The 24,825-nt window shown below is 68.8% G+C and carries 27 protein-coding genes; 9 read left to right on the forward strand and 18 right to left on the reverse strand.

Going from position 1 to position 24,825, the window contains the following annotated elements:
* Positions 1–154: 154 nt before the first annotated feature.
* Positions 155–1,009, reverse strand: a complete 855-nt coding sequence (locus tag DMH01_RS22190) for a hypothetical protein (protein WP_305016648.1) — start codon at positions 1,007–1,009, stop codon at positions 155–157.
* Between the two features lie 85 nt (positions 1,010–1,094).
* Here DMH01_RS22190 and DMH01_RS22195 point away from each other — a divergent pair, with 85 nt between their 5' ends.
* The 3 genes from DMH01_RS22195 (at position 1,095) to DMH01_RS22205 (ending at position 4,956) form a co-directional block, all read left to right on the forward strand.
* The gene (locus tag DMH01_RS22195; RefSeq protein ID WP_125679177.1) at positions 1,095–2,270 is read left to right on the forward strand and encodes a homogentisate 1,2-dioxygenase; all 1,176 of its coding nucleotides are present in this window, start codon (positions 1,095–1,097) and stop codon (positions 2,268–2,270) included.
* Positions 2,271–2,386: 116 nt separating this feature from the next.
* Positions 2,387–4,204, forward strand: coding sequence for a substrate-binding and VWA domain-containing protein (locus tag DMH01_RS22200; protein ID WP_125679178.1), 1,818 nt, complete (start codon positions 2,387–2,389; stop codon positions 4,202–4,204).
* Positions 4,205–4,215: 11 nt separating this feature from the next.
* Positions 4,216–4,956, forward strand: a complete 741-nt coding sequence (locus tag DMH01_RS22205; RefSeq protein WP_125679179.1) for a hypothetical protein — start codon at positions 4,216–4,218, stop codon at positions 4,954–4,956.
* Positions 4,957–4,959: 3 nt separating this feature from the next.
* On the opposite strand, the gene DMH01_RS22210 is transcribed toward DMH01_RS22205, so the two are convergent.
* Positions 4,960–5,967 (reverse strand): hypothetical protein, encoded by a 1,008-nt coding sequence (locus tag DMH01_RS22210; protein ID WP_125679180.1) that lies wholly within the window; start codon positions 5,965–5,967, stop codon positions 4,960–4,962.
* Positions 5,968–6,061: 94 nt separating this feature from the next.
* On the opposite strand from DMH01_RS22210, the gene DMH01_RS22215 reads away from it, so the two are divergent.
* Positions 6,062–6,853 (forward strand): DUF2470 domain-containing protein, encoded by a 792-nt coding sequence (locus DMH01_RS22215; protein ID WP_125679181.1) that lies wholly within the window; start codon positions 6,062–6,064, stop codon positions 6,851–6,853.
* Here the strand turns inward: DMH01_RS22215 and DMH01_RS22220 are convergent.
* Positions 6,850–7,311, reverse strand: coding sequence for a PPOX class F420-dependent oxidoreductase (locus DMH01_RS22220; protein ID WP_125679182.1), 462 nt, complete (start codon positions 7,309–7,311; stop codon positions 6,850–6,852). The two genes, DMH01_RS22215 and DMH01_RS22220, sit on opposite strands and share 4 nt — an antisense overlap.
* A 148-nt stretch (positions 7,312–7,459) precedes the next feature.
* Between DMH01_RS22220 and DMH01_RS22225 the strand changes: the two genes are divergently transcribed.
* From DMH01_RS22225 to DMH01_RS22235, 3 genes are all read left to right on the forward strand, one after another.
* Positions 7,460–8,257 carry a CPBP family intramembrane glutamic endopeptidase gene (locus tag DMH01_RS22225; RefSeq protein WP_125679183.1) on the forward strand — a complete coding sequence of 266 codons (798 nt, stop codon included), beginning with the start codon at positions 7,460–7,462 and terminating at the stop codon, positions 8,255–8,257.
* A gap of 13 nt (positions 8,258–8,270) precedes the next feature.
* Positions 8,271–9,482, forward strand: coding sequence for an arginine deiminase (locus DMH01_RS22230; protein ID WP_125679184.1), 1,212 nt, complete (start codon positions 8,271–8,273; stop codon positions 9,480–9,482).
* 157 nt (positions 9,483–9,639) lie between these two features.
* Entirely contained in the window at positions 9,640–10,191 is a 552-nt protein-coding gene (locus tag DMH01_RS22235) for a ferritin (protein WP_034309611.1), read from the forward strand.
* Between the two features lie 75 nt (positions 10,192–10,266).
* Here DMH01_RS22235 and DMH01_RS22240 read toward each other — a convergent pair whose 3' ends face one another.
* The 4 genes from DMH01_RS22240 to DMH01_RS22255 form a co-directional block, all read right to left on the reverse strand.
* Positions 10,267–11,109: a hypothetical protein gene (locus DMH01_RS22240; protein ID WP_125679185.1), complete on the reverse strand. Its 843-nt coding sequence runs from the start codon at positions 11,107–11,109 to the stop codon at positions 10,267–10,269.
* Positions 11,106–11,618 (reverse strand): SigE family RNA polymerase sigma factor, encoded by a 513-nt coding sequence (locus DMH01_RS22245; RefSeq protein WP_125679186.1) that lies wholly within the window; start codon positions 11,616–11,618, stop codon positions 11,106–11,108. Before DMH01_RS22245 ends, DMH01_RS22240 begins: the two co-directional genes overlap by 4 nt.
* A 184-nt stretch (positions 11,619–11,802) precedes the next feature.
* Positions 11,803–12,156: a DUF952 domain-containing protein gene (locus DMH01_RS22250; RefSeq protein ID WP_125679187.1), complete on the reverse strand. Its 354-nt coding sequence runs from the start codon at positions 12,154–12,156 to the stop codon at positions 11,803–11,805.
* A 67-nt stretch (positions 12,157–12,223) separates the two neighbouring features.
* A complete protein-coding gene (locus tag DMH01_RS22255; RefSeq protein ID WP_125679188.1) occupies positions 12,224–13,105 on the reverse strand; it encodes a DUF5926 family protein in 882 nt (293 codons plus the stop codon).
* Between the two features lie 290 nt (positions 13,106–13,395).
* On the opposite strand from DMH01_RS22255, the gene DMH01_RS22260 reads away from it, so the two are divergent.
* Together DMH01_RS22260 and DMH01_RS22265 are read left to right on the forward strand one after the other, a co-directional pair.
* Positions 13,396–13,608 (forward strand): hypothetical protein, encoded by a 213-nt coding sequence (locus DMH01_RS22260; RefSeq protein WP_125679189.1) that lies wholly within the window; start codon positions 13,396–13,398, stop codon positions 13,606–13,608.
* 48 nt (positions 13,609–13,656) lie between these two features.
* Positions 13,657–14,826 carry a cytochrome P450 gene (locus DMH01_RS22265; protein ID WP_125679190.1) on the forward strand — a complete coding sequence of 390 codons (1,170 nt, stop codon included), beginning with the start codon at positions 13,657–13,659 and terminating at the stop codon, positions 14,824–14,826.
* On the opposite strand, the gene DMH01_RS22270 is transcribed toward DMH01_RS22265, so the two are convergent.
* The 11 genes from DMH01_RS22270 to DMH01_RS22320 all read right to left on the reverse strand — a co-directional run bounded on the left by DMH01_RS22270 (position 14,823) and on the right by DMH01_RS22320 (position 24,815).
* Complete coding sequence (locus tag DMH01_RS22270) at positions 14,823–15,131, reverse strand: antibiotic biosynthesis monooxygenase (RefSeq protein WP_125679191.1); 309 nt, start codon at positions 15,129–15,131, stop codon at positions 14,823–14,825. The genes DMH01_RS22265 and DMH01_RS22270 overlap by 4 nt on opposite strands.
* A 50-nt stretch (positions 15,132–15,181) precedes the next feature.
* Positions 15,182–15,493 carry a hypothetical protein gene (locus tag DMH01_RS22275; RefSeq protein ID WP_125679192.1) on the reverse strand — a complete coding sequence of 104 codons (312 nt, stop codon included), beginning with the start codon at positions 15,491–15,493 and terminating at the stop codon, positions 15,182–15,184.
* 77 nt (positions 15,494–15,570) lie between these two features.
* Positions 15,571–16,473, reverse strand: coding sequence for a DUF4328 domain-containing protein (locus DMH01_RS22280; protein WP_125679820.1), 903 nt, complete (start codon positions 16,471–16,473; stop codon positions 15,571–15,573).
* A gap of 59 nt (positions 16,474–16,532) precedes the next feature.
* A complete protein-coding gene (locus tag DMH01_RS22285; protein WP_125679193.1) occupies positions 16,533–16,883 on the reverse strand; it encodes a rhodanese-like domain-containing protein in 351 nt (116 codons plus the stop codon).
* Positions 16,884–16,930: 47 nt separating this feature from the next.
* A complete protein-coding gene (locus DMH01_RS22290) occupies positions 16,931–18,562 on the reverse strand; it encodes a cation acetate symporter (RefSeq protein ID WP_125679194.1) in 1,632 nt (543 codons plus the stop codon).
* The gene (locus DMH01_RS22295; protein ID WP_233621637.1) at positions 18,559–18,930 is read right to left on the reverse strand and encodes a DUF485 domain-containing protein; all 372 of its coding nucleotides are present in this window, start codon (positions 18,928–18,930) and stop codon (positions 18,559–18,561) included. Before DMH01_RS22295 ends, DMH01_RS22290 begins: the two co-directional genes overlap by 4 nt.
* 111 nt (positions 18,931–19,041) lie before the next feature.
* On the reverse strand, positions 19,042–20,820 hold the full coding sequence (locus DMH01_RS22300) for a cation acetate symporter (protein ID WP_125679821.1): 1,779 nt from the start codon (positions 20,818–20,820) through the stop codon (positions 19,042–19,044).
* 55 nt (positions 20,821–20,875) lie between these two features.
* On the reverse strand, positions 20,876–21,394 hold the full coding sequence (locus DMH01_RS22305; protein WP_125679196.1) for a QueT transporter family protein: 519 nt from the start codon (positions 21,392–21,394) through the stop codon (positions 20,876–20,878).
* Entirely contained in the window at positions 21,391–22,227 is an 837-nt protein-coding gene (locus tag DMH01_RS22310) for a LytTR family DNA-binding domain-containing protein (RefSeq protein WP_199745589.1), read from the reverse strand. The genes DMH01_RS22305 and DMH01_RS22310 overlap by 4 nt, the downstream gene beginning before the upstream one ends.
* A 144-nt stretch (positions 22,228–22,371) precedes the next feature.
* Positions 22,372–23,784 (reverse strand): carbohydrate-binding protein, encoded by a 1,413-nt coding sequence (locus tag DMH01_RS22315; RefSeq protein ID WP_125679197.1) that lies wholly within the window; start codon positions 23,782–23,784, stop codon positions 22,372–22,374.
* Positions 23,785–23,969: 185 nt separating this feature from the next.
* Positions 23,970–24,815 (reverse strand): S49 family peptidase, encoded by an 846-nt coding sequence (locus tag DMH01_RS22320; RefSeq protein ID WP_125679198.1) that lies wholly within the window; start codon positions 24,813–24,815, stop codon positions 23,970–23,972.
* Positions 24,816–24,825 lie beyond the last annotated feature (10 nt).

The raw sequence follows: 24,825 nt of genomic DNA on the forward strand, positions 1-24,825 counted from the left end.
GACCGATCCCCACGCGACCAAAGGTCCCTTGATCCCTTGAAGTCGCGCCTTTCGGCCGAAGGCCCCGCTATCGCGATGACAGGGCGCCCTCCAAGAACACGCGACCTTCCATGGTCACGAGCGCCCTGGCAGCGCGATAGCGGCAGCGCGATATTCACAGCAGCCCGAGTTCCCCGAGGTCGGCGACCGGCTCGTCGAACGAGGCCGCCGCGTACGAGGCGAACAGCCCGCGAACGGCCTTCGCCGCCTCGTCCGACATCCCCTTGGCCTCGGCGGCCAGCGCGGCGCCGTCGGTCGTTTCGAGGGCGGCACGCACGTCGCCACCCGAAAGGCAGCGCGCGGACGCCACGATCAGGTTCAGGAACCCGTGGTGGGTGAAACCGCTCGACTCCTCGGTGTGCCGGACGGCGCGGTGCAGGCTGTTCGTCGCCTTGAACGACGCCCCGGTCGAGCCGCTGACCACCGCGAGGAAGTCGGCGACCTCGTCGACGCTGGGGAAGTTCTCGCCCGCTTTGCCGCCGCAGCGGATCTTCGGCCAGCTGCCGTGCTCGATCACCTTCCGCACGCCGTCCAGCCAGCCGACGCCGCGCCGCGGCTCGACCACGCGGATGACGTCCTCGGGCACGAACTCGGAGACCCGCTCCAGCCAGACCTCGTCGACGTCCGACGGCGCCGGCATCTCCACCATGCGCAGGCTGAGGATCTCGCTGCGCGATTCGACGATCGAGATCGCCTTCGGGACGCCGCCGAGGCCGGTGTCGATGATGAGCGACAGCGGCAGCGGTTCCTTGGGTTTGATCTTGATGAGTTCCGTGATGAGCTCGGGCAGCCGCGACGCCTGGCACAGGAACACACCGAGGACGCCGGAGTGCTCACCGGCCCTCGACGCGAAGTGCGCTCGCAGCGCTTCGGGCATGGACGCCTCGCCGGGCGGGAACAACGCCGAGTCGTCGACGAGCCGCGCGAACAGGGGAGGGATTCCTCGGGGGCCGGGTGGCGTGAGTTCCACAGCGCTTGACACGACTGACACGCTAGTAGCGTACGACATCAGGACAAAATCGTTCGCACAACGGACACGTTCCGGGGAGATTCCGATGCCTTACTACCGGCAGGTAGGCGAGATCCCGCACAAGCGCCACACGGCGTTCCGCAAGCCCGACGGGGGCCTGTACGCCGAGGAACTGATGGGTGTCGAGGGCTTCTCGGCGGACTCGGCGCTGCTGTATCACCGCGGGCTGCCCACCGCGATCGTCGACGCCGTCGCGATCGAGGACGAGCGTGGCCCCATCACCCCGAACCATCCGCTCAAGCCCCGCGCCTTCAAGACCCAGGACCTCAAGTTCGGCGACGCCGACGCGGTCACCGACCGGCGGCGGCTGTTCGGCAACGCCGACGTCACCATCGGCTTCGTCCACGCGACCAAGCCGTCGCCGCTGTACCGCAACGCCGCGGGCGACGAGTTGTTCTACGTCCAGGGCGGCGGCGCGACCGTCGAGACGATCTACGGCTCGCTGGAGGTCGGCGACGGCGACTACCTCGTCATCCCGACGTCGTGCACCTACCGGGTGCTCCCGCACGACGAAGACGGGGTCAAGCTGCTGACCATCGAGGCGCGCGGCCACATCGGCCCGCCGAAGCGGTACCTGTCGGCGAAGGGCCAGTTCCTGGAGCACTCGCCGTACTGCGAACGCGACATCCGTGGCCCGTCCGAGCCGCTGGTCGTCGACGGCACCGACGTCGAGGTCCTCGTGCGGCACCGCGCCGGGCTGACGCGCTACACCTACGCGACCCACCCGTTCGACGTCGTCGGCTGGGACGGCTGCCTGTACCCGTGGGCGTTCAACATCGACGACTTCGAGCCGATCACCGGCCGCGTGCACCAGCCGCCGCCCGTGCACCAGACGTTCGAGGGCCCGAACTTCGTGGTCTGCTCGTTCTGCCCGCGCAAGGTCGACTACCACCCCGAGTCGATCCCGGTGCCGTACAACCACGCGAACGTCGACTCGGACGAGCTCATGTTCTACGTCCGCGGGAACTACGAGGCGCGCAAGGGCTCCGGCATCGAGGTCGGCTCGCTTTCGCTGCACCCGTCCGGCTTCACGCACGGGCCGCAGCCCGGGGCGGCGGAGGCGTCGATCGGGGCGCAGTTCTTCGACGAGACCGCGGTCATGGTGGACACCTTCGCGCCGCTGGACCTCGGCGAGGCGGCCGACGCGTCGGAGGACCCCGGCTACGCGTGGACCTGGTCCGGGCGCGGCCCCGGCGCGTAACGACCCCTCGCGGCCGTGGCGGGATAAGTACCGCCACGGCCGCAACGGTTCGGCAACGCCAAGCCTGGCAAGGCGAAACCTCCGGATAATCGGTGTTTCTCACCGGGAGGTTCTCCATGGTCGTGAATCCAGGGCAGTCCCGCGGCGGCCGCAAGGTCCTGGCATTCGCGGCCGCGGCGGTGGTCGCGATCGGGTTGATCATCGGTTTGCGCGCGATCACGAGCGACTCCGGCGAAGAGGCCGTGGAGGCGAAGTGCACCACCGGTGACGCCGTCAAGCTTCAGGTGTCGTCGTCGCCGGAGAAGGCCGGCGTGGTCGCGGAGATCGCCAAGGGCTACAGCGGCCGCACGGTGGCCGGACGTTGCGTCGACGTGCTCGTGCAGTCGAAGTCGTCCGGTACCGCGATGCAGGCGCTGGCCCGCGGCTGGAACGAGGCGGTGGACGGCCCGCGCCCGGACGTCTGGACGCCCGCCGCGTCCGGCTGGGTGAACCTGTTGCGCCAGAACCTCACCGGCTCCGACCACCCCGCGCTGGTGCCCGAGGGCGGCCCGGAATCGGTCGCGAACGCGCCGCTGGTCGTCGCGATGCCGAAACCGATGGCCGAGGCGCTCGGCTGGCCCGGCAAGGGCATCGGCTGGAAGGATCTCGCCGCGTTGGCCACGGATCCGCAGGGCTGGGCGAAGTACGGCCACCCGGAGTGGGGGAAGTTCCGGCTGGGCAAGACGAATCCGAACATCTCGACCTCCGGCCTCAACGCCACCATCGGCGCCTACTACGCGGCGACGGGCACGTCTTCGGATCTCACCGCGAACGCGCTCGCGAAGCCGGAGGCGCGGACGTTCGTGCAGAACGTCGAGCAGGCCATCGTCCACTACGGCGACAACACGCTGACGTTCCTGACGAACTTGCAGAAGGCCGACGACCGCGGCGCCGCGATGTCGTATATCTCGGCGGTCACGGTCGAGGAGAACTCGCTCGTCGGCTACAACCAGGGCAATCCCACCAACGATCCGGCGAAACGCGGGCAGCACGCGCCGCCGAAGGTGCCGCTCGTGGGGATCTACCCGAGCGACGGCACGCTCAATTCCGATCACCCGTTCACCGTGCTGAACTGGGCCGACGACCTCCACAAGCAGGTCGCCGCGGACTTCCTCGCGCATCTGCGCGGCGCCGAGGCGCAGCAGAAGTTCAGCGACATCGGCTTCCGCACGTTCGACGGCAAACCCGGCTCGCAGACCACGAAGGAGAACGGCGCCGAGCCGGATTCGAAGCTCAACCTCATCCGCCCGCCGAGCCCGCCGGTGCTGACCGAGGTGCTGAAGTCGTGGAAGGACCTGCGGAAGAAGGCGAACGTGCTGCTGGTCGTCGACGTCTCCGGGTCGATGGGCGACGGCGTCGACGGCACCGGGAAGAACAAGATGGATCTCGCGAAACAGGCGGCCGTGGCGTCGTTGCCGCAGTTCAGCGACGCGGACAAGGTCGGGCTGTGGATGTTCTCGACGAAACTGGACGGCGACAAGGACTTCGTGGAGCTGCGGCCGGTGTCGCCGATCGGCGGTGAACCGGGCAGGCGGGAGCTGGCGTCGCGGCTGAACGGGCTGACCCCGCAGAACGGGACGGGGCTCTACGACTCGTCGCTCGCCGCGTACGAGTTCATGAAGCAGCGGCTGGATCCGGACGCGATCAACGCGGTCGTCGTGCTCACCGACGGCCGGAACGAGGATCCCGGCGGCATCGATCTGCCGAACCTCGTCGGACGGCTGCGGGCCGAGGGCGGCGGCGAAGCGGTGCGGCTGTTCACCATCGCGTACGGCTCCGACGCCGATTTGGACGTGCTCAAGGAGATCGCCGAAACCACCCAGGGGGTCGGATACGACTCGTCCAAACCGGACTCGATCGACCAGGTCTTCACCGCCGTGATCTCGAATTTCTGAGATCCTCGGTCATGCGTTTCGTCCGTGAACTAGCCGAACCGTGGGGACTGCTCCTCGCGGCGACATCGGCGGGTGCGGCCTGGGCCGTGCAACTGCCGGTGCTCGCCGCGCTCGGCGTCGGCGTGACCGTGCTGGCCGCCCGCGCCGGAGTCGCCGCGGCCACGCGGCCGAAACCGTTGCCAGAGCCCGAAGAACGGCCGCTCCCCGGCGTCGAGCCTGGTTCCCCGGAGGCGGATTGGCTGCGGCGCGCGGAAGCCGCGGCCGACGGGTTCGGGTCGATTTCCGCTTCGCTCGACACCGGACCGCTCGCCGACCGGGTGGCCGACATGGAACCGGTGGTGCGGGAAACCGTCGACACCCTGCGGCGTTTGGCGGCCCGCACGTCCGCCACCGGAAAAGCCTTGGCGCGCGTCGATCTCGGCGCGGTGTCGGCTGAAAAAGCCCGGCTGCGGAAGGACTTGAAGACCGCCGACGACGACATCCGCGGCGACCTGACCCAGTCGCTCGAAGCCGTGCAAGCACAGGAGGACGTGCACGCGCGGCTGTCGAGCGCGCAGCGGAAACTGCTGGCACAGCTGCGATCCGGCGCGCTCGGACTCGACGGCCTGGTCGCCAGGGCGGCCGAACTGTCGGCCGCCACCGGGGATTCGCTGCTCGACACGACGACCATCGGCGAGCTGAGCGAGCAACTGGAAGGGATCCGGCGAGGTGTCGTGGAGACCGAGGAGGCGACGCGGCGCTCGCTCGGCTGACCGTCACCGGCCGAATCTGACCGGACCGAAAACCGCGTGGCCGGGCACGCCCGCCTTCGCCGCCTTCCCAGCCGCCGGCACGCCGAGCACCCACAGCCGCCCGGTCGCGGCGATGTTCGCGGCCAGCGACGGATCCGAGCCGCCCGCCTGGACGGTGACCTCGCGGCCGTCGGGCAGGACCGTCCGGCCTTTCACGGTGACCATGCCGAAGAAGTTGACCGACGCCGGGCCGGACACGACGGCGAGTTCGGTCCACCGCGGCTCGGGCAGCTTCCTGAGCAACACCACGGCGGCGATGGCGAGCCCGAGGGCGCCCACCGCACAGCCGTAGCCGAAGAACCAAGCACCCTTCACCACGACGCCGTCCCGTCGCGGATGGTCCGCCGTCGCCCAGAAGCCGAACGCGCTCATGACGAGCAGCATCACGACACTGACGAAGTAGTACGCCGAAAGCAGCCGCCGCTGCGCCGCGAGAATCCGGCCCGGCGACGCCGGCTCCGCGGCGAAAGGAACCGAGCCCTTCACCGGCTTGTCGCGGAACGCGCCACGACGCGGGACGACGACACCGGGCAGCACGACGAACCGCCCGAGCACCCAGAGCCGCCGTTGCGCCGCGAGTTGCGTCCGGAGCGGGACGGGGAACCGCACGACGAGCCACCGCCCGTCCAGGGGAACGCTCACCCGCGAACCGGCGACGAGGGCGCCGTCCAGCCCGCTCACCAGGCGGAACGGCTTGTGGGTGAGTTTGCGCATCGGCGAGGATCCGGCAAGGGCGGAGTAGCCCAAGTAGAGCGAAGACGGTGTCATGAAGACGAGGAGGGCCGTGGGCACGGCGATCCCGTGCCCGCCGGAGATCGCGAGCACGGCGCCCAGCACCACGAGCAGTCCGGTCGCGATGGTCATCGTCCCGGTGGTCGCGGTGTTGCGATCGAGAAGGGGCACCAGGACCGGCATGTTCGTCGCCGGAATCCCTTCGGGTGGTTCGAGCACCCGGATTCTGTGGGCTTCCACCTGGTCAACCTATCGGCAGGTGGTGAGACGTGATCCAGGCTACTTCCCCTCGGTGGCCAGATCAGGTTAGGCTCACCTAACTAGGAGGTGAGCCGTGACCACACCGACGTCCATCCGCCGCCCGCCGGCGCCGAACCCCGCCGAACGCGCGAAGACGATCGCCACCCGCAACGGGCCGGCGACGCTGATGCCGACCGCGGAGCAGCGTGACCAGCCAGGACAGTGCGGCCGTGTCATCCCGGAGCTGCACCACGTGCACACGAGCGGCAGCGTCAGCATCCTGCTGCCGGACGAGCACCACCTGGTGAAACGCGCGCACGAGGCCCAACGCGGCGAGCTCGCGGTGATGGTCGAACTGACCGATCAGGCACCGGTCGACCTGCGGGAACCCATCCGCGGGCTGCTGTGGATCACGGGCTGGCTCCGCCCGCTCTCCGAGGTTTCGGCGCGGGCCCGCGCGGTCTCCATCGCCGAGACCCGGCCGGACGAGCGGCTCCTGGACGTCGGGCACGGCCTGACGCTGCTGCGGCTGACCCCGGCGTCACTGGTCCTCGCCGACGCCGAGGGCACGCATTCGCTCCGGCCGCACATGTTCAGCGCCGCGCCGCCGGATCCGTTCCACGACTACGAGGCCGACTGGCTGCGGCATCTGGAGACCGACCACGCCGACGTCGTCCAGCAGCTCGCCAAACACGTGCCCGCCGAACTGCGCGGCGGGTGGATCCGGCCGCTCGGGCTGGACCGCTACGGGCTGCGGCTGCGGGTCGAGGCCGACTCCGGCGACCACGACGTCCGGCTCGCGTTCTCGCGTCCGGTCGAAGGGCCGCAGCAGCTGAGCGGCGAGATCCGCCGCCTCGTCGGCTGCCCGTACTTTCCGCAGGGTTAGGCGAGTTCCGCCGGGAACCCGCCCTTGGCGATCGGCCCCCACGACTCGATGGTGACGCGGATGATGCTCTTGCCCTGCTTGACCATCGCTTCGCGGTACTCGTCCCAGTCGGGGTGCTCGCCGGAGATCGCGCGGAAGTAGTCGACGAGCGGCTCGACCGAGTCGGGCAGGTCGAGCACCTCGGCGGTGCCGTTCAGCTGGACCCACCGGTCGTTCCACTCGTCGGAGAGGACGCAGGCGGACACCTTCGGCTCGCGCCGGATGTTGACGACCTTCGCGCGCTTCGGATACGTGGAGATGACCAGCCTGCCTTCGGCGTCGACACCGCAGGTCACCGGGGAAAGCTGGGGGCCGCCGTCGGCCTTGGTGGTCATGAGGATGGCGCGGTGACGAGTGGACAGGAAGTCGACGAGCGCGGCACGGTCGACGGATTCGTTGGTCGCGATGCTCCTTGGCATGACTCGACGGTAACCCGCCGACGATCACCCGCGCAGGGCCGAAGGGAACCATGCCCGCATGCGACGTGGGGAAAGCTCCCTTCACCGCGTGACATGAGGTGAAAGCGTCCTTCAGCCACCCGGAAAGCCACAAGGTAACGTGCGGCCGATGAGCTGGCTGCGTCCCGAACGCCCGGCGCTGCCGGAATTCGTGGAAGATCCGGCGCGCCGCCGCGCGATCGTCATCGAACTGGTCGTCGTCTTCGGCATCACCCTCGGCCTGTCCGGGCTGCGCAGTCTGCTGTCCCTTGTGGACTCGCTGCTGCAGCCGGTGCCGCTGGCGCAGCAACAGGCCCAGCTGAACGTTCCCCAGGCGACGCTGAGCCTGGTCGACCTGCTCAAGCAGCTCCTGAGCGCCGGTCAGCTGGTCGGCTGGGGCGCGCTCGGGCTGTACCTGTTGTGGCGCGGCGGGATGAAACTCGCGGAGATCGGCCTCGACAAACAGCGCCCGGGCCGCGACGTCGTCCACGGGCTGCTGCTCGCCGCGGTGATCGGGATTCCAGGGCTGGGCCTGTACTTCCTGTCCTACGGCCTCGGGTTCAGCCTGTCGGTGCAACCGTCCACTTTGGGCGAGACGTGGTGGCGCCCGATCACGCTGACGTTGTCGGCCTTCGGGAACGCGTTCGCCGAAGAAGTGCTCGTCGTCGCGTACCTGCTGACCCGGCTGCGGCAGCTCGGCTGGCGTGAGAACACCTCGCTGGTCGCGTCTTCGGTGCTTCGCGGGTCGTATCACCTGTATCAGGGTTTCGGCGGTTTCGTCGGCAATGTCGTGATGGGCCTGGTGTTCGGCAGGTTGTGGCAGAAGACGAACCGGCTGTGGCCGCTGATCGCCGCGCACACCGCGCTGGATTTCGTTTCCTTCGTCGGATACGCGCTGCTCAAAGGGCGAGTTTCCTGGTTGCCCTAGCTAGGGTGAACCAGTGATTGACGAGACGACTCCACCCCGAGTTGACAGCGAAGTCGGCCCCCTGCGTGCGGTGCTGCTGCACAGGCCCGGCAACGAGCTCAAAAGGCTCACGCCTCGCAACAACGACCAGCTCCTCTTCGATTCCATCCCCTGGGTGGACCGCGCGCAGGAGGAGCACGACGCGTTCGCCGAGGTGCTGCGCGGCCGAGGTGTCGAGGTGCTGCTGCTGGCCGACGCGCTGCGCACGGCGCTCGCCGACACCCGCGCCCACGCGGCCGGGGTGCACGCGGCGGTCGACGAGCGGCGCCTCGGTCCCGACCTTGCCGATTCGCTCCGCTCCCACCTGTCGAGCGTCGCCCCGGCGACGCTGGCCGAGGTCCTGATGGCGGGTATGACCTTCGAGGAACTGCCCGCCGCCGAGGGCGCCTCGCTGGTCCGGCTGATGAACCACCCGAACGACTTCGCCGTCGATCCGCTGCCGAACCTGCTGTTCACCCGTGACTCGTCGGCGTGGATCGGCGACCGGGTCGCGGTCTCCTCGCTGACCATGCCCGCCCGGGTCCGCGAGACCGCGGTGCTGGACCTCATCTACGCCTACCACCCGTGGTTCCGCCACGCGTCCCGCGCGTACGGCGCGCATTCGGCGCCGATCGAGGGCGGCGACGTCATGCTGCTCTCGCCGGGTGTCCTGGCCATCGGCGTCGGCGAGCGGACGACCGCGGCGGGCGCGGAGTCGCTGGCGCGCTCGGTCTTCGCCGACGGGATCGCGCACACCGTGCTCGCCGTCCCCATCGAGCAGACCCGCGCGACCATGCATCTGGACACCGTCTGCACGATGGTCGACGCCGATGCCGTCGTCATGTATCCGCTTTCCCGCGATTCACTGACCGCGTTCACGATGCGGCCGACCGACGACGGTTCCGTGAAGGTGGAAGGCCCGGCCCCATTCCTCGCCGCGGCCGCCGAGGCAATGGGAATCGACCGGCTCCGCGTCATCGACACCGGGCTCGATCCGGTCACCGCGGAACGGGAGCAATGGGACGACGGGAACAACACCCTCGCCCTCGCGCCCGGCGTCGTCGTCGGGTACGAACGAAATGTGGAAACCAACGCGCGCTTGGCCGAAGCCGGTATCGAAGTACTGGCCATCACCGGCTCCGAGCTGGGCTCCGGCCGCGGCGGGCCGCGCTGCATGTCGTGCCCCATCCGGCGCGAAAGCATCTGACCCGGAAATCAAGTAAGCCTTCCCTAATCGATTTCGATTGATTAGGGAAGGCTTACTTAATTGAGGGGAACCTATTATTGGGAATACTAACCTAATAGGGGGTACATCACCAGAGAAAAGTGGAAATCGAATAAGGACATGACGTATCGTCGAACACATGGCCCTCCTCAAGAAGCAACCGCGCTCGAAGTTCTACGAACTGCTGCAGGCGCAGATCCACAACGAGTTCAACGCCTCCCAGCAGTACATCGCGCTGGCGGTCTGGTTCGACGCCGAGGACCTGCCGCAGCTCGCGAAGCATTTCTACAAGCAGTCCGTCGAAGAGCGGAACCACGCGATGGCGCTCGTCCAGTACATGCTGGACACCGACCACCACGTGGAGATCCCCGGCACCGGCGACGTGCGCAACGACTTCTCCGACGTCACCGAGCTGATCGAGCTCGCGCTGCAGCAGGAGAAGGACGTCGCGACCGACATCCAGCAGCTGGCCAAGGCCGCCCGCGCCGAAGAGGACTACATCGGCGAGCAGTTCACGCAGTGGTTCCTCAAGGAGCAGGTCGAGGAGATCTCCCAGATGTCCACGCTGCTCAACATCGTCAAGCGCGCGAACGGCAACCTGTTCGAGGTGGAGAACCACCTGCACCGCGAATCCGTCGGGGACGGCGGCGCCGACTCGGGGATGCCCCCGGTCGCCGGCGGCGCGCTCTGACGCCCTGACCAACGCTCCCACCACGGGAAAACCCGGGCTCTCCCCCTTGGAGAAGCCCGGGTTTTCTTCGTCCCGTCAGCTGAACTGACAGCTCTGCTCGATCCGGGTCAGCAGGATGCCGAGGACCGAACCGTCGTTCGCCAGCGCGATCCGGTACGCGCTCACGTCGTTGACCGGGGCGAAGTAGGCGCTGCCGTCCTTGGTCCCGCCGGGGTACGCGGCGAGAATGTCCGCCTCGGTCGAGCCGACCCCGATTCCCTCCGGGGTGTGCACCGCACCGGAGGGGTTGATGACGGTGATCCCGTCGGCCTCGGTCAGCGACACCGAAGTCGGCCCCGGAACGGCGGCTCCCTCCACGTAGCCGTAGACGCAGGATTGCCGCCAATCCTTCGCGCGCAGCGGACCGGCGGCGGCTTCCGCCTCCTCCTCGCTCATCCCGAGCCGGAGCTTGCCGAAACCGGCCGGGGTCAGCAGCGCGCCGGTGGTCACCTTGCGCGGTGTCGACGAGTTCGCGGCGGCGGTGCTCTTCGGCGGTTCGACCGGCCCGTCGGGGGCCGTCGACGGCGGAGGCGCGGACGTCGGATTCGGCGACGCCACCGGAGCGGAAACCGGCGGAGCGGATGTCCCGGGCCCAGGCTGCGCGAGGCTCGACGAAGCCGCCCCCATGGTGAGCTGGTCGCCTCCGGGAAAGGCCGCGCCGTTGTCCTTGTCGTGGATCGTGAAAATCGTGACGCCACCGGCCAGCAGCACCACCGCGGCGGCCATCCCGCTCGTCGTCTGCATCAGCTGGCGGCGGCGACGGCGACGGCGGGCGCCCGCGACGATCGTCTCGGGATTCAGCGTGGATCCCACGCTCAACCGCTCATCAGAGAACAGGTCACGCAACTTCCGCTGCACGTCCTCGTCGGACATGTTCATCCCGCTTCCCTCCCTTCGTCCTTGGGCTCGATCAGGGCGAGCTTCGTACGCAACGACGCGATCGCCTTGCTCGCCTGGCTTTTGACGGTGCCCTGGCTGATCCCGAGCGAATCCGCGATCTCGGCTTCGGACAGGCCTTCGTAGTAACGCAGGACCATCACCGCGCGTTGCCGCGGCGGCAGCGCTCGTAACGCCTGCCACAGCGGCTCGTGCTCGAACGGGTCGGCCGGACTGTACGGCTGGGCGTCCGGCAGATCGGCGACCAGGCTCTCGCGTTTGGTCCGGCGCCAGCGGCTGATATGCGCGTTGGCCATCGAACGGCGGATGTAGGCCATCGGATCACCGGTCTTGTGCTGGACGTACGACCAGCGGGAACCGATCTTCTCCAGCACGGTCTGGACCAGGTCGGCGGCGTCGTGCGGGTTCCCGGTGAGGGCGTGGCCGTACCTCAGCAGACCCGGGAGGCTGGTCCTCACGAAGTCGCCGAAGTCGATGAGTTCACCCGGCACGTCACTCCTCCGGCTCTCGCCGGCCCCCCAGACGTCCGTCGCCGGTATGACCGTCGCGGCAGCGGTCACCGTATCGCCTCCTTCCGGGGTCACCCGGCCAGGTTCGCCTGGCTCACCTCTCCCGAAACGCATGACGGCCCCCACAGGTTGTCTCTTGCCGCGAACCAGTTCGAGGGGCGCCCGCTCAGCGCCTCGACACGGAGCCGGGAATTCTGAACGTACCGTCCCCCTGAACAGGGAATTCGTGGACGGCCACCACGGCGTTACGCGGTATCGGCCCGTACACGTGGGGGAACTGGATACCGGCCGGATGCGGCGGGTCGCCGTCCTCCCAGACGACGGGCGCGCCGACGAGCGCCGGGTCGATTTCCAGCAGCACGAGATCGGTGCGGCCGGGGAACACGGCGTTGGCCGGGATATGCGCCGTTCCCGGGTCCGAGCAGTGGATGAAGCCGTCGGAGGCGAGCGACTCGGCGGTGTAGACGCCGCCTTCGGGCACGGCGGCCCAGTCGGCCTCGGGGCAGATATGGAGGATCACTCGGCCATTGTCGCGTGAAGGCCCCCTTCCCTGGGCTGAGCCGAGGGAAGGGGGCCTTCACGAGGACTCAGCGGATGGTGAGCTGGCGGCCGATCAGGCCGTCGCGCGAGCGCCGCTCGGCGGCGTTGAGCGGCTCGGTGTCGAGGGACTTCAGCGCGGCTTCGAGCCGGACGCCGAGCTGGTCCTTCGCGTCGGCCCACTCGCGGGCGTGGGCCTCGGGGTCGAGATCCCACACCGGGACGAGCAGCCCGTGCGCGCGGAACGACCCGGCGTAACGGGAGCCCTCGCCGAGGCCGAGCTCACCGGCCGCGGACAGCCGCGCAAGCGCTTGCAGCAGCAGGTTCTCCGGTTCCGGGCGGACCCAGCGCAGGTGCGCCTTCTCGCCGGCGAGCACCCAGTACGCGCCCGCGCCGAGGCGTTCGGTCGGCATGATCGCCGCGTTCGCGCGCTCGAGCGACAGCGCGACGTCTCCGCTCGCGTCGGCGTCTTCGGGGAGCCACCAGGCGAAGTCGTTGTAGAGCGTGACGTCGAGTTCGGCGTTCACGTCGAGCAGGTCCTGGAGACGGGCCTTCTCGTCGGCGGTGGGCGGCGTCGTGGTGTCCGGCACGGACAGCACGTCACCCTCCTTGGCGTCCAGCACCCACTGGAGCGCGCGGCCGAGGTCGCGGCTGATGTCCGAGGAGCGGGTCTGCACCTGCATCCCGACGTAGCGCTCGCCGTCCGACCGGACGAACGCGGCCGCCGCCATCGGCAGCACCGTGCCGAGGGTGACCTTCTCGCCGGAACCCAGCGTGAGCGCCGCCGTCGCCGACGGGACGAACTCGCGCAGCGCGATCAGCTCGGTCTCCGCCGCGAGCCCCTCGAAGGGCTGGCCGACGAAGACGTCGCGCACCTTCGGCTTGCGATCCGAGGTCGTCTTGGGACCCTTCTTGCGCGAACTCTTGCCCACGTCAGCCTCCTCAAAGCTCGGTTCGGAACGCTATCGCGGGATGGCACGCGTCTCGTAAGGCCCCCGGGGTTGGTGACGATGGCAGCGCGGACCGCACCCGGCAGGCCACCGGATCGACCGGATCGGCGGGTTTCAGCGGCCATCCGGGTACCACGGAAACCAGACTGAAAACGGTTGTCATCATCCGGACGATCGAACCGCGGGTGATCAGCCTGCCGTTTCCCCCGTACCGCACCGAATACTCGATCACGGCGCCATCCCGGCGCCGCAGTGCGGAGAAGGGATCACAGATGAGCACCTCGAAGCACCGGGCCGCCTTGGCCGCGGTTCCCGTGGCACTCGGACTGCTGCTGGCCGGGCCCGCGGCAGGCACGGCTTCGGCCGCGCCGGAACCCGGCAGAACGGACCAGGCCCGGCATTGCCTGCTGCTGTGCGGCGGCCATCACCACGGGCATCACCACCACGGCCTGCACCTGCACCTGGGGCTTTGGCTGCATCTGTAGCTCCCGCCGCGCCGGGGCGGCCACCCCGGCGCGGGTTACAGTCGGCACGTGTTCGACCTCGCCGACCCGGCCTTCCTCGCGAATCCGTACCCGTATTTCGCCGACCTCCGTGAGCGCGGCGAAGTCCACCGGCACGACGGCCTCGGCATCGCCGTGGCGGTGTCGCACGCGGCGTCGGCCGCCGTCCTGCGGCATCGCGGGCTCGGCCGGATCTGGCAGGACGCGCTGCCGGTGGAGCGGTTCGCGTCGTTCAACCTGCTGCACCGCAACTCGCTGCTGGAGAACGAGCCGCCGGCCCACACGCGGCTGCGGCGGGTGATCGCGGGCGCGTTCGGGCGCGGGCACGTCCAGCGGCTGCGGCCGATGGTCGCCGAACTCGCCGACGGCATGGTCGACGCGCTCGCCGCCGAGATCGCCGAAACCGGCTCGGCCGACCTGCTGACGCATCTCGCGCAGCCGCTGCCGGTCGCGGTCATCGCCGAACTCCTGGGCGTCCCGGTCGAGGACGGCCCGCGCATGGTCACCCTTTCGAACCACATCGTGAAGATGTACGAATACGGGCTCGCCGAGGAGAAGCGCGACGCCGCCGAAGCCGCGGCCGCGGAGTTCGTCGAGTACCTGCGTGACGTCGCGAAGCAGCGCGCGGACTCCCCCGGCGACGACATCGTCAGCGATCTCCTACGCAGTGAGCTCACCGAGGACGAACTGGTCGCGACCGCCGTCCTGCTCCTGATGGCCGGGCACGAGGCGACGGTGAACGTCATCGGGAACGGCGTCAACGCGCTGCTGACCCACCACGACCAGTGGGAGCGGCTGGTGGCCTCCCCGGACCTGCTGGATCCGTGCGTCGAGGAGCTGATCCGCTTCGACGCGCCGCTCCAGCTCTTCGAGCGGACGGCGACCGCGGACGTCGAGATCGCCGGGTTCCAGGTGGCGGAGGGGGAGAAGATCGGCGCGCTCCTCGGCGCCGCCGCGCGGGACCCGAAGGTCTTCGACCGGCCCGACACCCTCGACATCGGCCGCACCCCGAACGCGCACCTCGGCTTCGGCATGGGCATCCACTACTGCGTCGGCGCCCCGCTCGCGCGCGTGGAGATCGCGGCCGCGCTGAGCTCCCTCGCCTCGAAGCTGCCGGGACTGCAACTCGCCGAGACCCCGGAGCGGCGGCCCGAATTCGTGATCCGGGGGCTGCGCTCGCTCCGGGTCACCACGGCTTAGGGGTACTCGACGACCACTTCGTAGAGCGCGGCGTTGGGCGTCGCGACCTCCGCGGCGCGTTCGGTCGACGCCTGGAACACCTGGTTCTTCCCGGCCGCCTCCCAGGCTTCCTTGCTGTCGTAGTGCGTGACGTTGACGAGCTGGAAGCGCGAATCCGGCAGCAGCGCCCGATGAAGCTTGGCGTCACGGAAACCGGGTGCGTCCCGCATCAGCTTCGCGCGCTCTCGCCACGTCTCGACGAACTCGTCCACGTGGTCCGCGGGGATCTCGAAGACATTGATGAAGGTGACGCCGTCGTCGCTCATGATCACCAGTCTGGAACCTCCAGTGAACTGGAGGTCAACGGTGACCTGGCTCACCCCGGCGGCCCGGGCGGCAGCAAAGGTCCCTTGCTCTCTTTCCGCAGGTCCGTGAAGGCCTCCTTGAGGGACTCTGGGTCCCTCAAGGAGGCCTTCACGGACCTGGACGCGTCAGCGGGAAGATCGAACATTCCCAAGAAAGGCGGCAGCGAAAACGGCTTCGGCATCTCGTCCGCCACCGGCTCAGGCCTGCGGATTCCCTGCCCCGTGATCCCTGTTTTCACTTCGGATGAAGAGCGCCGTGCAGCAGACGTCGCCCGGCCGGTCTCGCTGGCGGGCAGGTCACACCCTTGCTGCTCGCTGATCATGACTTTATGTTCACAGACCGATCCGCTCCCAGCGGAGTGCGGAGATCCGCATTCAAACGTTCAGTGGGAAAGTTGCGTCAGCGCACTGAGGAGGCCGGGCGCTCCCGCCGGTCCGGATCCGGCGCCCCGTCCACCTTCAGCACGCGAAGCAGCCGAAGGCGCTTCTCCGCCACAGGCGCGAGCAGGCCGGACATGCGCTTCACGAGCAGCGCCGTCACCACCGCGAGCCCGGCCGCGGCCAGATCGGTCAGCGCGACCAGGACGACCCCGTCGGCCAGCGCCTGGACTCCGTCACGGAACCGCCAGACGATGACGAGCCCGAGCAGCACCCAGTTGAGCGCCCAGACGCCCCACCAGATCAGCACGAGCCGCGACGGCTTCGGCCGGGTGTCCGGTGTCCGGCGCAGGACGGCGTGTTCGAGTTCGGCGACGATCGGCAGCACCATGATCAGGTTCACCACGGGCACCAGCACGAACGCCAGCACGTGCCACTGCCGCCTCGGCGGCACCTCGCCGCACGCGTCCGCGGCGGCGTGCCTGGCCACGAGCAGCCACCACACGGTGAGCCCCGACGGCAGCAGCGAAAGGATCGTCGTGAGCAGGCCCGCGGTGATCACGAAGCTGTCGGACACCGAGACGACGGACGTCGACAGCGCGGAGTTGCGGCTCTGAACGAGCAGGACGTAGCGCCAGATTTCGGCGGCCGCGGCGACGACGGCGAGGGCGGCGAAGGTCCACAGCACCGGCAGGAGGCTGCGCGTGATCACCCGCAGCCGTTCCCCCGCGGTGACCTCGCCGGAGGCCGTCCCGGGGACCGCGGTCGGTCGTCGCCAGACCAGGTTCGGGAAGCCCCATCGCGGCGGAACCGGATAGGACGGCGGACCGGAGTAGCGCTCGGCCACGGGTTTGCGACGCTGCGGCAACGCGCCGGGCGGCGGCGAAGCGACCCAGCGGACGCGATGACGCACCGGCTGCCGCATCGGCGCGGGACGCACCGGCGGGAGTGGCGCTCTCGGCGGGTAGTGGCCTGGCTGCACGGTTACAGCACTTCGGGTTCGACGCCGGGATGATCGCCGACCATCGGGCGTCCCTCCTGCTTCCAGGAACCCATCCCGCCGGCGACGTTCACCGCGTCCCAGCCGCTCGCGTTGAGCCACGCGGCGGCGCGCGCGGACCGGCCGCCGCTGCGGCAGATCACGTAGACCGGCTGGTCGTCGGGCAGGTCGTCGAGTTCGGCGACGCGCGCGGGCAGCTCACCCATCGGGATGTGCTTGGCACCCGGGGCGTGCCCGGCGGCCCACTCGTCGTCCTCGCGGACGTCGAGCAGCGCGACACCGTCCTTCGGCAGGTCACGGACGGCGACGGTCGGGATGTCAGCAGGGCTCACCACCCTCCCATCCTCGCATCCCGTCCCGTTGCGCGCGCGTGAAGAGGCACTCAGTGCCGGACGGCCTTTTCGGCACCCGCCCCGGTGAGCGAGCGGACCTCCATCTCGGCGTACTTCTTCTGGTTGTGCTCCTTGGACAGCACGGTGCCGAGCCAGCCGAGGAAGAAGGCGACCGGGATCGAGACGATGCCCGGGTTGTCCAGCGGGAACCAGTGGAAGTCGACGCCCTGGATCATCGAGGCGCTCTTCCCGGTCTTCGGATCGACGGGCTTACCCGAGACGGCCGGCGAGAAGACGATCAGGACAACGCACACGCTCAGCCCGCCATAGATGCTCCACAGCGCGCCCTGGGTGTTGAACCGCTTCCAGAACAGCGAGTACAGGATGGTCGGCAGGTTCGCCGACGCCGCCACCGCGAACGCGAGCGCCACGAGGAACGCCACGTTCTGGTTCTTCGCGAGGATCCCGCCGACGATCGCGACCGCCCCGATCACCAGCGCGGTGATACGCGCGACGCGGACCTCGCTGTCCGGAGCGGTCTTGCCCTTCTTGATCACGTTGGCGTAGACGTCGTGCGCGAACGACGCCGACGCGGTGATCGTCAGGCCCGCGACCACCGCGAGGATCGTCGCGAACGCCACCGCCGCGATGAACCCGAGCAGGATCGGGCCGCCCAGTTCGAGCGCCAGCAGCGGGGCCGCCGAGTTGGTCGTCCCCGGCGCCTTCGCGATCACGTCCGGGCCGACGAGCGCGCCCGCGCCGTAGCCGAGCACCAGCGTGAACAGGTAGAAGATGCCGATCAGCGCGATCGCCCAGACCACCGAACGGCGCGCGTCCTTCGCGGTCGGCACCGTGTAGAAGCGCATCAGGACGTGCGGCAGGCCCGCGGTACCGAGGACGAGCGCGATGCCCAGCGACAGGAAATCGAGCTTCGTCGTACCGGTCTTGCCGTACTGCTTGCCCGGCCCGAGCAACGCTTCCCCGGTCTGCCCGCCCTTGTCGACGGCGGCCTGGAACAGGCTGGACAGGTTGAAGCCGTACTTCCCGAGCACCCACAGCGTCATGGCGAACGTGCCCGCGATGAGCAGGACGGCCTTGATGATCTGGACCCAGGTGGTGCCCTTCATCCCGCCGATCAGCACGTACAGGATCATGATCACGCCGACGACGGCGATCACCAGGTCCTGGCCGAGATTCCCTTCGATGCCGAGCAGCAGGTTCACCAGGCCGCCCGCCCCCGCCATCTGCGCGAGCAGGTAGAAGAACGACACGGCGAGCGTGGAGATCGCGGCCGCCGCGCGGACCGGGCGCTGCTTCATCCGGAACGCCAGCACGTCGCCCATGGTGAACTTGCCGGTGTTGCGCAGCAGTTCCGCGACCAGCAGCAACGCCACCAGCCACGCGACGAGGAACCCGATCGAGTAGAGGAAACCGTCGTAACCGTTGATCGCGATCGCTCCGGCGATACCCAGGAACGACGCCGCGGACAGGTAATCGCCCGAGATCGCGATGCCGTTCTGCGGACCGGTGAACGCGCGCCCCGCGGCGTAGTAGTCGGACGCAGTCTTCGTATTCCGGCTCGCCCGGAAAACGATCACGAGCGTGATCGCGACGAAGATCGCGAAAATGGTGATGTTGAGCGCCGGATTGCTCCCCTGTACGCCCGCTGCCAGCGTATTCACCGTTCGGCCCCTTCGACCTCGTGCCGGATCTTGTCGGCGAGCGGATCGAGCTTCCGGTTGGCGTACCGGACGTAGAGGCCGGTGATCACGAAGGTGGACACGAACTGCAGCAGGCCGAAGACCAGGCCGACGGTGATGTTGCCGAAGAGTTTGGTGCTCATGAACTCGGTCGCGTAGTCGGCGAGGAGCACGTAGAGCAGATACCAGAGGAGGAACAGGGCCGAGACCGGGAAAACGAATACCCGGAGCCTTCGTCGCAGCTCGGCGAATTCGGGGCTCGCCTGCACCTTTTCCCAGTCGGATTCCGGATCGGACCCGGGACCTTGATCGGTATCGCTCACGTCGGACCTCCCGTCTGCCGCGACCATTCATGACTTCGTTGTCACGAAAGATCATGCCCCTCTTAGGGCGTGAGAGGAGCAATCCATTTGAGTGAACGGTACGACTCTGTGTAGACGCTCGCGACTCGAAAGGGTGAATTACTTCCGGTGGCGGCCTTTACCGGTGGTCCGTGGCTTCTCGGTCTTTTCTTCGGCCTGCCCGAACCGGGCGACCGCACGATCACGCATGAACCCGAGCGGATCGGGCGCGTGCAGCCGCAGCATCACGCCGTGGACGTCGTCCGGCCGCCCGTATCCGGTCGCGCGGCTCACCACGTAGGTGGTCAGGAACGCCGCCGGCACGGTGATCAGCGCGGGCTGGTTCGAGAACCAGGGCGCCCAGCCGCCGCTGTACTTGCTGACGATGTTGACCACCAGCGCGGTCAGCACCAGCCCGCCACCGACGAGCATCCCCGCCAACGCGCCGGGCCAGCTGAGCTTGCGCCACCAGACGCCGAGCAGCAGCAGCGGGCTGAACGTCGACGCGGCCAGCGCGAACGACATCCCGACCGAAAGCGAGAGGTCCTCCGAAGGCAGCAGGACCGCCAGCGCGAACGGGATGATCGCCACGATCGCCGTCGCCACCCGGAAATCGCGGACGCGACCGGGCAGGACGTCGGTGGACACGACTCCGGCCACACTCACCAGCAGCCCGGACGAGCTCGACAGGAACGCCGCGAAGGCACCGGCCGCCGTCACCGCGCCCAGGATCTGCCCCCCGAGGCCGGGGAGGACGGCGGACGGCAGCAGCAGGACGGCGGCGTCGGTCTTGCCGGTCACCAGCAGTTCCGGGACGTACATCCGCGAGAGCGCGCCCAGCAGCGTCGGGAACAGGTAGAACAACCCGAGCAACAGCAGGACGTGCACCGTCGTGCGGCGCGCGGCCTTCCCGTCGGGGTTGGTGTAGAAGCGGACCAGGACGTGCGGCAGGCCCATGGTGCCGAGGAAGGTCGCGAGGATCAGCGAATAGACCTGCAGCAGGTCGGTGAGGCTGCCCGACCCCGGCCGGAGCCAGTCGCCGTTGGACGCGGGCGCGTCGCTGACCACCGGCACCGGGGTGCCCGCGGTGAACTTCAGCGTCGTGCCCTTCTCGACCTTGTGCCCGGCCTCCGGCGTCCACACCGCGAAACCGTTGGCGCGCGCGCCTTCCACCTGTCCGTAGGCCTCGAGCACGGTCACCGAGGTGACGTTCAGCGTGACGTCGGCCTGCACCGAAACCGTGGTGTTCTCCGGGAACGTCGGCGGGGCGGGCTGCCCCAGCGGACGCCCGCTGCCCGGCCCGCCGGAACCGAGGAACACGATGCACAGGATGAACGTCGGCACCGCGATGGCGAACAGTTTCAGCCAGTACTGGAAGGCCTGGACGACGGTGATGGCGCGCATCCCGCCCGCGATCACGTTGAAGCCGACCACACAGGTCACCAGGATCGCGCCCGCCCACGCGGGCACGGGCAGGATGGTCGCCAGCGTCAGGCCCGCGCCCTGCAGCTGCGGGACCATGTAGAGGATCCCGATGAACACCACGAACGCCGTCGAGACCCGGCGCAGCATCGTCGAACCCAGCCGCATCTCGACGAAGTCCGGCAGCGTGTACGCGCCGGACCGCCGCAGCGGCGCGGCGACGAACAGCATCAGCGCGAGATAACCCGCGGTGAAGCCGATCGGGAACCACAGGGCGTCGGCGCCGTCCTTGAGCACGATGCCGGCGACGCCCATGAACGACGCGGCGGACAGATACTCACCGGAGATCGCGGCCGCGTTGCGCCGGGACCGCACGGTGCGCCGGGCGACGAGGAAATCGTGCGTGCTGACGGCCGACCTCGAGGAGCGGTGCCCCAGATAGAAGGTCAGGACCGCTACCAGCACGATGCCGGCGATGGCCCACGAATTCAGCTGCTGCACAGCAGGGATCCTCGCATGTGCAGCTCCGCAATCAGTTTTCGATCATGTCGACGAAGTCGCGTTCGTGCCGTTCGGCGAGCCGGTTGTACCAGAGACCGATGCCGAACAGGAACGGGAAAGGCGCCACGCCGAGGATCAGCCAGGGCACCGGGATGCCCACGACGGTCACCCGCCCGAACGACGGGATTAGATAGAACAGCACCGGAAGCGAACACAGCGTGACCATCACCAGCAGCGCCAGCAGCGAGGCCGTCCGCAGCTGGATCTTCACCAGATCCCGGACCAGGAGCTTTCCCCAGCTGGTCTGCTCTTCGAGTTCGACCCTGGCCCGCAGGGTGCTGGTGGCCTGCCGCGGATCGGCGAGGATCACCCGCTGCCGCTTGGGTTTCGCGTGATGTTCGGGTTTGGCCTGCTCGTGCTTCGGGCCGGAAGGCGCGCCGGGAACGGGTTCGACGGCGGCGCCCTCGGGCGCCGCCGGTTTCCTGCTCTTGCCGAGCGTCGGGTCCGGTTCGCGGACACCGTTGACGCGGCGGTAGAAGTCGTCGGTCACGTCGACCGGTTGGCGCCGACCAGCCTGTCCTTGAGGGCGCGCGTGTGGCGGCGGCTCACCGGCAGCACCTTCTCCTCGTTACCGATCACGACCTGATAGCCGCCCTGCCCCATGCGCAGTTCGGTGATCAGCGGCAGCGAGACCAGGAACGACCGGTGGATGCGGACGAAACCCGCCTTCTCCCAGCGTTCTTCGAGCTGGGCGAGCGGGATGCGGACCAGGTGGCTGCCGTCGGTGGTGAACAACCGGGCGTAGTCGCCCTGCGCCTCGACCCAGCGGACCGAAGACCGCGGGATGAGTTTCGTGGTGCCCGCGAGTTCGACGGGGATCACCTCGTCGTCGTTCTTGACCTGCCCCAGCCCGCCTTCGGCGCCGAACTTCGGCGCGGCGTTGGCGGCGAGTTTGTCCATCACGCGCGTGATGGCGCGGTCGAGACGATCCTGCTGGTACGGCTTGAGCACGTAGTCGAGCGCGCCGAGGTCGAAGGCGTTGACGGCCTCTTCCGCGTGCCCTGTCACGAACACCAGCGCCGGCGACGGGCGCAGCGCGGCGAACACCCGCGACATCTCCATGCCGGACAGACCGGGCATGTCGATGTCGGCGAACACCGCGTCCACGATCGGCAGGCCGCGGGCCTTGCGGTCGGCCAGCCGCGGGTCGTCCGCGGACAGCAGGCGCAGCGCCTCCGAAGCGTCGATCGCCGGATAGACGAGGGCGACGTGCGGGCTGTTGCGGAGACAGTGGACGAGTTCGTCTAGCCCTTTGGGCTCATCGTCCACCGCCAGGACGATGAGCTTCCGGGTGTCATCGTGAGCACTCACAGTGAGACGCATCCTGCCCATTGCCGCGTGCCTTGTCCAGCCCGCTTCACCAAAGTCGAACGAAAAGGACGGCACCGGCACCCCCGCGCCTGGGGTGACCGGTGCCGTCATCTTTTCCGGTGACACGAACCGCCTCGCCGTGCCACACCTATCCCTTCACGGTGTGAAGGTGAACCAGTTGACGCTCACGAAATCGGCGGGCTGGCCGCTCGTGAAGGTCAGGTAGACGTCGTGTTTCCCGGTGACACCGCTGATATTCGCCGGGATGGTCCGCCAGCTCTGCCAGCCGCCGGTGTTCGCGACGGCGAAGCTGCCGACGGGTGGGTTGGACCGGCTGTCGAGCCGGACTTCGACGAGTCCGCTCACTCCGCCCGCCGCGCCGGACGCGACACGCGCCTGGAACTGCCTGCCCGTTTGCGTCCCGAAGTCGATGCCCGGATACAACGCCCAGTCACCGTTTCCCGCGGGGCCGATGTTCTGGCCACCGCCGGAATCGGACGTGGCCTGTTTGGCGATCCCGGCGGCCTGGCCGTACGACTCCGCCTGGATCGTGCCGTAGGCGCTGCCGCCGCCGGGGCTTCCCGTGGTGGTCGTGGGGGTCGTGGGCGCAGTGGGGGTCGTCCCGCCGCCGCGGGTCAGGACGGTGACGTAGTCGACGAGCATCGGGTGTCCCGGCACGATTCCTGGCCCCGGCGTGGTGGTGCCGGAGTTGTTGTTCGGGAACGCGCCGCCGATGGCGACGTTCAGCAGCACGAAGTAGCCCGCGTGGTTCGTCATGTTGGCCCACGTCGTGGCGTCGACCTGGTTCTGGCTGACGGAATGGAACTGCTGGCCGTCCACCAGCCAGCGGAACACGTGGGGGCTGACGCTCGTGTCCCATTCGAAGGTGTAGGTGTGGAGCGCGCTCTGGCAGCTCGCGCCGGGGCAGGTGCGGCTGCCAACGAGGCCGGTCGTCTCGTTGCACGGGCCGCCGGGGTTGACGCCGCAGTGCAGCACGCCCCAGACCGTGTTGATCCCGTTGACGTTCTCCATGATGTCGAACTCGCCGACGGCGGGCCAGTTCCAGTAGTTGCCGCGATACGGCGAGCCCAGCGCCCAGAACGCGGGCCAGTAGCCGAGGGCCGCGGCGCCGGTGACGTTCGGCATCTGGATGCGGCCTTCGATCCGCAGCGCGCCCCCGGCGGGCGGTTTGAAGTTCGTGCGCTGCGTCTCGATCCGCGCCGAGGTCCAGTTGCCCGCGCCGTCACGCAGCGGCGTGATCCGCAGGTTCCCGGAGCCGTCCTGGGCGAGGTTCGCGGGGTTCGCCGTGTAGTTCTGGATCTCGCCGGTGCCCCAGTTGCCAGGGCCGCCCGGGTAGCCGTGGCCGGTGTCGACGATCCAGTTCGCGCTCGACGGGAGCGAACCCGCGGCGCCGGTGAAGTCGTCGGTGAACACGGTGGTCCAGCCGGACGGCGGGGGCGGGACGGCGGCAGAAGCGGGCAGGGTGAGGGGGACGGTGATCAGAGCCGCGCCGGCGGTAGCGGCGAGCGCGATCTTCCAGCGGCTCGTTCGGGGAGAAGTAACGGACATCGGACCTCCTCGTCAACGCTGTCGAGGTTTGTTGCCGTTCACAACAAAGCGGTATGTCCGATATGAGACCTGGTCTGAACCACTTACGCCTACCACCGTTCGGGTGAATCGCTCCCTACCGCAGACGCAATGAAGGGGCCTTTCATAGCAAAATTTGCGATGAAAGGCCCCTTCATTGCACGGGATCAGAGGCCGAAGCGGCTCCAGGCGGCCTTGGCCTGGACGGCGTCCAGTAGCGCGCTCGCCGCGGCGGGCGCACCGATGCCGAGCCGCGCCAGGAGCGGCTTCTTCGGTTCGGCGATCGCGATCTCGGCATCCGGGTACCGCTCGGTGAGCACCTGGCGGAGGCTGCCGACGCCGTCGATCAGGCCGAGCTCGACCGCGCGGGCACCCAGCCAGACGTCCCCGGTGAACAGGTCTTCGGAGCCGGAAAGCCGGTCGCCCCGGCGTTCGGTGACCCAGTCGACGAACAGTTCGTGGAGCTGGCCGTGCATCTTCTTCAGCCACTCGACGTCTTCCGGCTTCTCCGGGCTGAACGGGTCGAGCCGGGACTTGTTCGCCCCCGCGGTGTGCAGCCGCCGCTCGATGCCGAACCGCTCCAGCAGGCCGGTGAACCCGAACCCGCCGCTGATCACGCCGATGGAACCGACCATCGACGTGCGGTGCGCGTAGATCTCGTCGGCGGCGCAGGCCAGCCAGTACCCGCCGGACGCGGCGACGTCCTCGGCGAAGGCCAGGACCGGCACGTTCTTCTCGTCGGCGAGCTGGCGGATCCGCTCGGCGACCAGGCCCGACTGCGTCGGCGCGCCACCCGGCGAGTTGATCTGCAACGCGACGGCCTTCAGCCGCTCGTGCCCGAACGCGCGCGTCAGCGCCGATTCGACGGCGGCGAGGTTGATCGACCCCCTGGCCAGCGGCGACGGGGTCGGCGTGATCACCCCGTGCAGCTTCACCACGGCGACGACGTCCTTGCGTTCACCCCGATCGCCGATCATCGGGAGACGGGAGGTCAGCTTGTCCGCAACGCTCATACCGCCAGGC

This window comes from Amycolatopsis sp. WAC 04182 (assembly GCF_003947465.1).
Taxonomy (GTDB): domain Bacteria; phylum Actinomycetota; class Actinomycetes; order Mycobacteriales; family Pseudonocardiaceae; genus Amycolatopsis.

What these genes read in the sequence shown, in the direction of transcription:
- DMH01_RS22195 (WP_125679177.1), top strand. Translation starts at nt 1,095, where the DNA reads ATGCCTTACTACCGGCAGGTAGGCGAGATCCCGCACAAGCGCCACACG.
- DMH01_RS22200 (WP_125679178.1), top strand. Translation starts at nt 2,387, where the DNA reads ATGGTCGTGAATCCAGGGCAGTCCCGCGGCGGCCGCAAGGTCCTGGCA.
- DMH01_RS22205 (WP_125679179.1), top strand. Translation starts at nt 4,216, where the DNA reads ATGCGTTTCGTCCGTGAACTAGCCGAACCGTGGGGACTGCTCCTCGCG.
- DMH01_RS22220 (WP_125679182.1), bottom strand. Translation starts at nt 7,311, where the DNA reads ATGCCAAGGAGCATCGCGACCAACGAATCCGTCGACCGTGCCGCGCTC.
- DMH01_RS22225 (WP_125679183.1), top strand. Translation starts at nt 7,460, where the DNA reads ATGAGCTGGCTGCGTCCCGAACGCCCGGCGCTGCCGGAATTCGTGGAA.
- DMH01_RS22235 (WP_034309611.1), top strand. Translation starts at nt 9,640, where the DNA reads ATGGCCCTCCTCAAGAAGCAACCGCGCTCGAAGTTCTACGAACTGCTG.
- DMH01_RS22240 (WP_125679185.1), bottom strand. Translation starts at nt 11,109, where the DNA reads ATGAACATGTCCGACGAGGACGTGCAGCGGAAGTTGCGTGACCTGTTC.
- DMH01_RS22260 (WP_125679189.1), top strand. Translation starts at nt 13,396, where the DNA reads ATGAGCACCTCGAAGCACCGGGCCGCCTTGGCCGCGGTTCCCGTGGCA.
- DMH01_RS22270 (WP_125679191.1), bottom strand. Translation starts at nt 15,131, where the DNA reads ATGAGCGACGACGGCGTCACCTTCATCAATGTCTTCGAGATCCCCGCG.
- DMH01_RS22275 (WP_125679192.1), bottom strand. Translation starts at nt 15,493, where the DNA reads ATGATCAGCGAGCAGCAAGGGTGTGACCTGCCCGCCAGCGAGACCGGC.
- DMH01_RS22280 (WP_125679820.1), bottom strand. Translation starts at nt 16,473, where the DNA reads ATGCGGCAGCCGGTGCGTCATCGCGTCCGCTGGGTCGCTTCGCCGCCG.
- DMH01_RS22295 (WP_233621637.1), bottom strand. Translation starts at nt 18,930, where the DNA reads ATGGTCGCGGCAGACGGGAGGTCCGACGTGAGCGATACCGATCAAGGT.
- DMH01_RS22310 (WP_199745589.1), bottom strand. Translation starts at nt 22,227, where the DNA reads ATGCGTCTCACTGTGAGTGCTCACGATGACACCCGGAAGCTCATCGTC.
- DMH01_RS22315 (WP_125679197.1), bottom strand. Translation starts at nt 23,784, where the DNA reads ATGTCCGTTACTTCTCCCCGAACGAGCCGCTGGAAGATCGCGCTCGCC.
- DMH01_RS22320 (WP_125679198.1), bottom strand. Translation starts at nt 24,815, where the DNA reads ATGAGCGTTGCGGACAAGCTGACCTCCCGTCTCCCGATGATCGGCGAT.